The organism is Prevotella conceptionensis 9403948 (assembly GCF_000312305.1).
Lineage (GTDB): Bacteria > Bacteroidota > Bacteroidia > Bacteroidales > Bacteroidaceae > Prevotella > Prevotella conceptionensis.
This window is the reverse complement of sequence record NZ_HE999464.1, coordinates 1-8,422: the sequence shown is the minus strand read 5'-3', so window position 1 is coordinate 8,422 and position 8,422 is coordinate 1. Positions and strand designations below refer to the sequence as shown.

At 51.6% G+C, this 8,422-nt stretch carries 4 protein-coding genes; all 4 read left to right on the top strand.

What is annotated here, in order from left to right; translation table 11 throughout:
- Nucleotides 1-590, top strand: a 590-nt coding sequence (locus tag BN93_RS15480) for an outer membrane beta-barrel protein (RefSeq protein ID WP_019189198.1), incomplete at its 5' end; no start/stop codon positions are given.
- Between the two features lie 112 nt (nt 591-702).
- The gene (locus BN93_RS15475; protein WP_019189197.1) at nt 703-1,785 is read left to right on the top strand and encodes a hypothetical protein; all 1,083 of its coding nucleotides are present in this window, start codon (nt 703-705) and stop codon (nt 1,783-1,785) included.
- A 2-nt stretch (nt 1,786-1,787) separates the two neighbouring features.
- On the top strand, nt 1,788-3,605 hold the full coding sequence (locus BN93_RS15470) for a T9SS type A sorting domain-containing protein (protein WP_232211215.1): 1,818 nt from the start codon (nt 1,788-1,790) through the stop codon (nt 3,603-3,605).
- Nucleotides 3,606-3,682: 77 nt separating this feature from the next.
- A partial coding sequence (locus BN93_RS15465) for a SpvB/TcaC N-terminal domain-containing protein (protein ID WP_316928632.1) occupies nt 3,683-8,422 on the top strand: 4,740 nt, incomplete at its 3' end.

Genomic DNA, 8,422 nt, shown 5'->3' with positions numbered 1-8,422 from the left:
TGAGCGAGGGTTATTACGCCAATTATTCGTTCGACAACAAAGGACAGTTCGTGCCAAGTGCCGAGCTGATTTTCCTTTACAGGCAGCCTGCAAGCCTTTGGGGCGTTGAAGCGGGCATTGCCTATTATAACAAAACGGCGCGGGTGCGTTACGAGGACAAGAACGAACTGAACTACACGCTCTCTACCCGTTATCACCATTTGGGGCTTGCCGCTTATTTCAATCTCTATCCTTTTAAGGCAAAAAACTCGCTGCACGTATCATTGGGCGGACGAATTGGCGCAAACCTCTCTCCAAGCAATCTAACCTATACGGGTAATCAGGAAGATGCAAAGTTCTCGGCGTTGGGTTATCCCAGCGTAAAAGAGACCGAACGGATGCTCAAAGACAAACTCAAAGGCCGTCCCGATGCGGCATTGGGCGGCGGTATCGGCTATGACTTCCCATTCGGCATGACGCTCGACTTGCGCTATCATTACAGTCTGACCAACAGTATCAAGACCGAAACAAACACCTATAACTGGGTGGAACACGACAACCACAATCAGCAGATTGAACTGACGGTGGGCTATACGATTAATATCCGATAAGTTCTGGCCAAGTTCTTATCCTTACTCTCTTTCCCCTCTTTGCCAAGATTGGCATAAGGTTTAGGTTTGAATTTATTTCAACACATTTCATGTAAACAATAGGAAAGTGCCTATGGGCAATTCTACTCCCAACACCCGCCGCAATGTCATTAGCGGCATTGTTGCGTTAATCGTTATCCTCATTATCTTGTTGTGTTTACGGCTTTGCAAACACGACAAGGAGGAAGTGCCGACACCTCAAGCAACCCCCTCGGCTTCTACCCCGCAAGACACCATCAAACAAGGCACGACAACAGTTTCGCCAAAAGCGTGGCATAAGGTTTCAAAGCCAAAGAGGAAAAGAAAGGTGATTGCCGCCTCTGCTCTTCAACCCGCAGAGAAAGTGGCTGTTATAGAAAAGAAAGCGGAACCTGCTGTTGTGCAAGAAACGCCCAAAGAACAACCTAAGCAACAAACCGGCATAGAACCTGAATCTGACGATGTGGTAATAGATACGGCGGAAATCATTCGCGAGCCCAAGCCGAGGCGTATTTTCTCGCACAAACGATATTACCAAACCCGTATCGGCATCCGTGCCGGCGTGGGTTACAGCGTTATCGGCAACCTTGGTGCCTTGGTAGAAGACGGAGCCGTCCGTCCTCGTTATACGATGGAAGAGAACGGTGCGTTTGTTCCCTCGATAGGCGTTTTTGCCCTTTGGCGGCACGACCGCCTTGGCGTTGAATTGGCGGCAGACTACACGTGGCTATCTTCTACCTTAAAGGAACATAAGCAAATCGGCAACATCGACGAGAAGACGGTCTTTCGTTATCACATCATCATGCCGCAGGTAGCCGCGCGACTCTACCTGCTGAGCGACCTCTATATGGGTGCTGGTGTAGGCATGAGCATCCCGCTCAATCCTGGGGGCATCGATTTTTCGAGCAATCGTGCAGCCCTATACGTTTCGGTGGATAAACTCACACAGGAACATTTAAGAGAAACATTTCGGGCACGCTTGCACGTGATGCCCCTGCTCAAGATAGGCTACTCGTCGTTTAAGAACGGCATCGAAGCCAGCCTGCAATACGGTTACGGCTTTATGGACCTTATCAAGACGAACGAGAACCCTTACGGCTATCACAAAGCCACGAACAACAGTCACCTGCTTTTGCTGACAGTGGGCTATACCATTCCCCTAACCAAACAGAAATGACGATGAAACAATCCACACTCCATCTTACAAGCATACTTGTTCCGCTCTTGTGCGCCGTATCCATAACAGCAAGTCGGGCACAAGCGCAGGCCCAAGCGCAAGTACAGCCGAAACCGGAATGCCAAGCCCCCGGCGGAGTGACAGGTTTTGTTAAATGGGCAAGCGGCAACGACAATTCCCCTGTACGCCTTACCGGTGCTGGCGGCCTGACCTTTATCGGGGTAGGGAAAATACAGAAAGAGGGCGAACAGCTGCTTTGGAATGTCAGCACACAAACGGGAAAAACCGAACGTGTGCAGACCACGGCCCGCACCGCCAACCTTGCCAAGGGCACTTTTATGAACTACACCGGGCGCGACACCTTGCCACAACTACGCCTGTACGCTTATAGCACCTCATCTGCAAACGGTACGCGCGGCACGCTCAATGTGGGTGGGATGACCAAAGAAAAACTCCCCATCAAAAGCTTAAAGAATGGTATGGCGGAATATGTGGTCTACAACCGCTCCCTCACCGCCGCCGAACGCATGCGCGTGGAGAGTGCCCTCGCCCTTCGCCACGGCATCACCCTTGCCCATTCCTACCTCAATTCCAAAGGCGAAACCATCCGCAACTATTATCGGCTTAAAGCGTACAACCACCGCGTTGCCGGCATCATCGGCGACGCCACCTCGAAACTCCACCGCACCACGGGCGAGAGTAGCGAGAATGAAGCTGTCGTAAAAGTGTCTGCAAGTTCGATAAACGAAGGCGCAAGTTTCCTTTGGGGCGACAACGCCAAGCAACTCTCTTTTACTGCCGACAAGGGCAACGGGAAATGGATGCAGCGATGCTGGGCAGCCACAACGACAGGACAGTCCGCAGAACATCTCACCTTGACTTTCGACACCCGAAGCATCCATCAACTGCAACCACTCGGAAAGGACGAGTTTTACTATCTCGCCGTAGACAACAGCGGCACAGGGAAATTCCCCGTCGGGCAAATCCGCTATTACAAGGCACAGGACAGCCATACCGACAGCATCGTCTTTGCAGGCATTGCCGCCGATGCGGGGGAAAGCATTTTTACGCTTCGTGCCGCTAAAGATTTTTTTGCAACCGTTGAAATAGCACGGCCCCGCTGTTCCACAGCGCAAAAAGGACAGCTCAAAGTGCTTTTCACAGGCGGCACTGCCCCATATAATGTTACGATAAGCCTTGATGGAAAAGCATGTTACAGCCAATCCACAAGTGACAGCCTTATCACCGTTTCCGCCCTGCAACAAGGCAAATACACGATTGCCGCCAAAGACCATACGGGTAAGACACTTTTGAATGAAGTCATGGTTTCCAATGCCGACATGGCCGATGTGCCCGAGTTGCAGGACGTACGTTTCGCCCGCGGTGCATCACGCGATTACAACCTTGACACCAAGGGCGATTACACCTGCCGATGGAAGAGCCCGAAGGGCAGATACCTGAGTGGCGAGAGCGTTACGCTGGACGAGGACGGAGCGTACATCCTCGAACTGACCAACGCCGAAGGTTGCTCCACCACCCGCACGCTAAACGTATCGACAATGGGCAAAGACGGTTTCGCACGCCACGACGTGTCCCCAAACCCCACGACCGACGGCAACGTTGATGTGCGCGTGGAAATGTCCGAGTCGCTCCCGCTTGAATTTAGGCTGTATTCCCCCGATGGCGCCCTGTTGCAAAAGGAGACGCGCACAGCCGACACCTATCACGCCACCCGTTGCTATCTGCCTATGAATGGGACATACGTACTTGAGATGAGTAGTGGCGAGAGCAGACAAAGCGTCAAACTCATCAGGAAATAGGCGATAGGGATATATTTTATAAGGACAACAAAGTAAACGGTTTCCCCATTAAACGGAATAGTCATAAAAACGAAGTTATGAACAAGTCGGTATGTTTTTCAGCAGTTATTTTAAGTGCGTTTCTGTTGTTTGTTTCTTGTAACGACAACAGAAGGACTTCGTATGTCGGCAATAAACAAGAAATCAAGGAGTTCTCTGCCACGGATGCCAAAGAACAGAAAATGGGTAAAGACAATCAATCTTTACAGGTAAAGAAGTATGCACATACGGTAACGGCCACGAAAGAAATAGAAAGGGAAAAGGAACCAAGGGCAAATAAAAGAAAGCCTGTGTCCAAGCGTTTGCAAGATTTTCGCAAACGCACGGTGAGCAAATACTTCGCCGGTACCCTTGCAGACTCTCTGTCTGTGGGTCGCGCTGAGCTGAAAGTGCCCCATGGCAGTATGGAGCATGCCAAGATTTTGAGCATTACGCCACTTAGAAAGGGCGAGCTGCCCCACCTGCCCGCAGGCATGGTGAACGTAACGGCGGACAGGAGTAACCCTACCGTTGCCGCCAACTCGAAAGACAGCATCGCCGGTTACCGTTTCCTGCCGCATGGCGAGCACTTCGTGCATTCGTTGGCAAGCATCACCGTGCCATACGATAGTACCCTTATCCCGCAGGGCTATACCGCCGAAGACATACACACTTACTACTACGACGAATTAAAAGCCCAATGGGTAATGTTGCGGCATAAGGTTTTGGATAAAGACCGAGAGCTAGTTGTGGCCGAGACCTCGCATTTTACCGACGTCATCAATGGCATCATCAAAGTGCCTGAGAATCCCGAAACGCAGAACTACGTACCCACGGGCATCAGCGAACTCAAAGCAGCCGACCCGAGTGCCGGCATCACAACAGTGAGCGCGCCCACCGCCAATCAAAGCGGAACGGCAGCACTAAGCTATCCCTTTGAACTGCCCAAAGGACGGGCGGGCATGCAGCCGAGCGTCGGTCTGCAATACAGCAGCGACGGCGGTTCTTCTTATGTGGGTTACGGTTGGAGCCTTCCTCTGCAAAGCATCGACATCGAAACCCGCTGGGGTGTTCCCCGTTTCGATACCGATAAGGAAAGCGAAAGCTACCTGCTCATGGGCAGCAAGCTCAACGACCGCACCTACCGCACCACTGATGCACCAGCGAGAACCAAAGACAAACGTTTCTATCCGCTTGTAGAGGGCGGCTTTGCCAAGATTATCCGCAGGGGCGACAGTCCGCAGAACTACACGTGGGAAGTAACCTCCAAAGACGGTACTGTGTCTTATTTCGGAGGCGTGGACGGTACGGTGGACGAAGGTGCCGTGCTCAAAGACGGCAATGGAAATATCCTGCGCTGGGCACTTTGCAAGACGCAAGACACCCACGGCAATTTCGTTTCTTACAAATACCGCAAACGCAGCGACAACCTTTATCCCGAAACCTACCGCTATACGGGCAGTAAAGACGAGGAGGGAGCTTATAGCGTACAGTTCGCTTTCAAGTGGGATGCGCGCAAGGATGTGGTCAAGAGCGGTCGTTTGGGTGTGCTGCAAACCGACGATGCCCTGCTCGAACGCGTGGAAGTGAAGCACAACAGCGAGCTGCTGCGCGCTTATGCGCTTCATTATAAGGAAGGTGTCTTTTCCAAAACGCTTTTGGACAGCATTGAGCAATTAGATAGTAAAGACAATCATGTTGCAACACAAACGTTCAGTTATTATAATGACATAACAAAAGGCATTTTCTCCGATACGCCCGTAATTTATACGGCAGAAAAGGACAACTATGGCCGGCTTGTTAAATTGCACATCGGGAACTTTGACGAAAGGCTTTCCCTTCTCGGCGGCGGCTCTGCCAAAGGAAACACAGTAGGTGGCGGTGTCATGGTCGGGGCCGGCTGGGGTCCGGCGTCGGTTAATGCGGGCGGTTCTTATTCTTACACCAAGACGAACAACGAAGGACGCATCGCCCTTGTAGACATCAACGGCGACGGCATGCCCGACAAGGTGTGGAAAGGTGCGGACGGCAGGTTGCATTATCGATTGAACCAAAATAAAGACCTTCGCCATCCGTCTTTCGGAGACAAGATGACAATAACGGGTATCGGCAGCTTTACAGGGGGCACCACCACCAGTAACTCTTGGAATGCGAATGTAGCTACGGGCTTTGGCCCGGCAAGCATCGGCTATGCGGTAAACAAAACGACCGACCAGAGCAAGAACAAAACCTATTTTCAGGATTTCAATGCCGACGGCCTTATTGACATCGCCCAAAATGGCACGGTCTATTTCAACCACAGCAATGGTAGGGATGTAAGTTTCAGCAGTACGAGTACCAATACGGGAAATCCCATTACGGGAAATGCGGCAAGCATAGACTCCACATTCCTTCCCGACTACAAGGCCATCCGTGATTCTTTGGAACGCGAATTTCCCTTGCACGACGCCGTTCGTTTATGGCGTGCCCCCTATGCAGGTAGGGTGAAAGTGACCGGAACAGTCAACAAACCGTCTGCCCAAGGTGACGGTGTCAGTCTGAGTATGCAGCATAATAATGTCGTGTTATGGAAAGACACGCTTCTGCAATCGGGGAGTGTTACGGTACCGGCGAAGACCCTTCCCGTCCGTCCGGGTGACTATCTGCTTTTCCGCGTGAATGCAAGATATTCGGGTATAGGCGATGTCGTGGAATGGGATCCGAACATTGTTTATACTTCCATTGCGGTAGATACCTATGCAGGTGAAGATTTGAAACATTATCGCAATTCGTCGGATTATGTGCCTGGCGAAATGTCTACTGCACCGCTTGCCATTGACGGAACGGTCTTCTATGAAGGAGGGTTTAATAAGCAAAAAACAAGCGACGATGTAGTACTCTCCATAGTCAAGACGGATAAAACCGGTACACAAACGGAAATAGACCGTCTTCTTTTGCCAGCCGATACCGTGCTTACGGGAAAGTTCGAGGGCAATTTCCATTCTTCCGTTGTGGATAGTGCCACGGTGAACTTCATCATCAAGACAAACAGCCCCATCAACTGGCAGCACATCAGCTGGACACCCGTGTTCCGCAGTGATACTGCCAAATACGCGCTTGCTCCGCAACGCCTGATGTTCAATAAAAACATTGTAGCAGCAAAGGATACGCTTATGCATGTCGTTGCAAGCGATTCCACTTGGGGTGACAGGTTGGTCTTCGTGCCCGATCTAAAGGTAAGCCGTTCTTCGGGTAAGGACACAGCACCCGCCACCGTTCATTTCACGTTGAAAGACGAAACGGGTTCGCTGCTTTACCGCAAGGATTATACGATGGCGGGAAACAATCGCCTGCAAGGAGACAGTACGGCCGTGAACGGCGTCTCCCTTATCCCACATCTTTCAGCAAAGAGGGTGCAAGTGAGTTTTTCCGTCCTCAACGAACTGGATAATGCCCCCATCGCACGGCTACTTGTCCTTCGTGACTCCATTCTTTACACCGTGGGGACGGACGGGGAGAAGCATGAGACAGGGCGCAGGCTGGTACGCGTGGATTCCATTCCGGCATCCGTGTTCTCCAGTTTCAACCGTTTTGATCATGGACCGCTCTACAGAGGTTGGGGACAGTTTGCATGGAACGGTAATGCGAAAGGAGAACCCATCAGGACCGATGAGATGAGGGCCTCTGACCATAACGACTACATCAAGGATGGGAAAATCGATGAAGGGGCCGTTGAGAAAAATACACTCGATATCAACAAGCAGAAATTCTTCACGATGGCATATAGTTCTACAACAGGAAAGTATGTCAGTGCCACAGACAGTGTGTATATAAAAGTCGCAATGATGCGTGCATCGCGATTGGGTGAAGATGAAATCGTCGTTGACTCCATCAACTATAACCTGAACGGGGAAGGACTTTCTGCGCCTGTGCAGATGACGGAGTCGACAAGCAAGGGCAAGACCTTCTCCTTGGGATTTTCGATGGGCGTCAGTCTCGGAGTAAATAAGAGCAACACCAAGCAAGAGTCTTATACCACGGTGTCCGCAATGGATCTGAACGGTGACGGTTATCCTGACTGGATTCGTGAAAATGATGGTAAGATCAGAGTACAGCTTACTCATCAGATCGGTACGCTCGGTGACGGGCAAGACTATGATGTGGAGCCCTCAATGTCTTATGGAGAATCGGAAAACACAGGCGGGGATGCCGGACTCAGCATGAATCCCGACAGTTATAAGCTTTCCAACTTCCAAGATAAACTGCAAAAGGCGAAAGCCTCTTTCGCCAAGAGCGTGGCCAGCCTGCAACAGACCGGGCGGCTGGGTAAGAATGCCGAGGGGGCAAGCTTTAGCGGCAACGTCTCGGAAGGGGCTTGCAGCGCCAGCGGCAATTTCTCAAGCGGGACATCGGAGTCCGGACGCGACTGGGGAGACCTTAACGGCGACGGACTGCCCGACATGGTATCCAAGGGGCAGGTACGTTATAATCTGGGATATTCTTTCACCGAGACCATGCCCTCAGGTATCAATGCCGTCGAACACAGTTCAAACAACAACTACGGTGACGGGCTGGGCGTATGCATCCCCATTCTCGGCCTGTTCAACATCTCGGCAGGGCAGAACGATACGGGGAGCCTCACTTCCGGCAAGGGTGCATTCCATGACGTGAACGGCGACGGGCTGCCCGACTTTGTGGAACAGGACCGCAAGGGCGACTTGAAAGTCACGCTGAATACGGGCAGCGGCTTTGCCGCACCTGAAGGGTTGCAGAAGAAATCGGAACTTTCCGGCAACATGGGCTCTTCCGTGGCCATATAC

Bases quoted from the DNA above. Each gene is read 5' to 3' on its own strand.
- BN93_RS15470 (WP_232211215.1), top strand. From the start codon at position 1,788: ATGAAACAATCCACACTCCATCTTACAAGCATACTTGTTCCGCTCTTG.
- BN93_RS15475 (WP_019189197.1), top strand. From the start codon at position 703: ATGGGCAATTCTACTCCCAACACCCGCCGCAATGTCATTAGCGGCATT.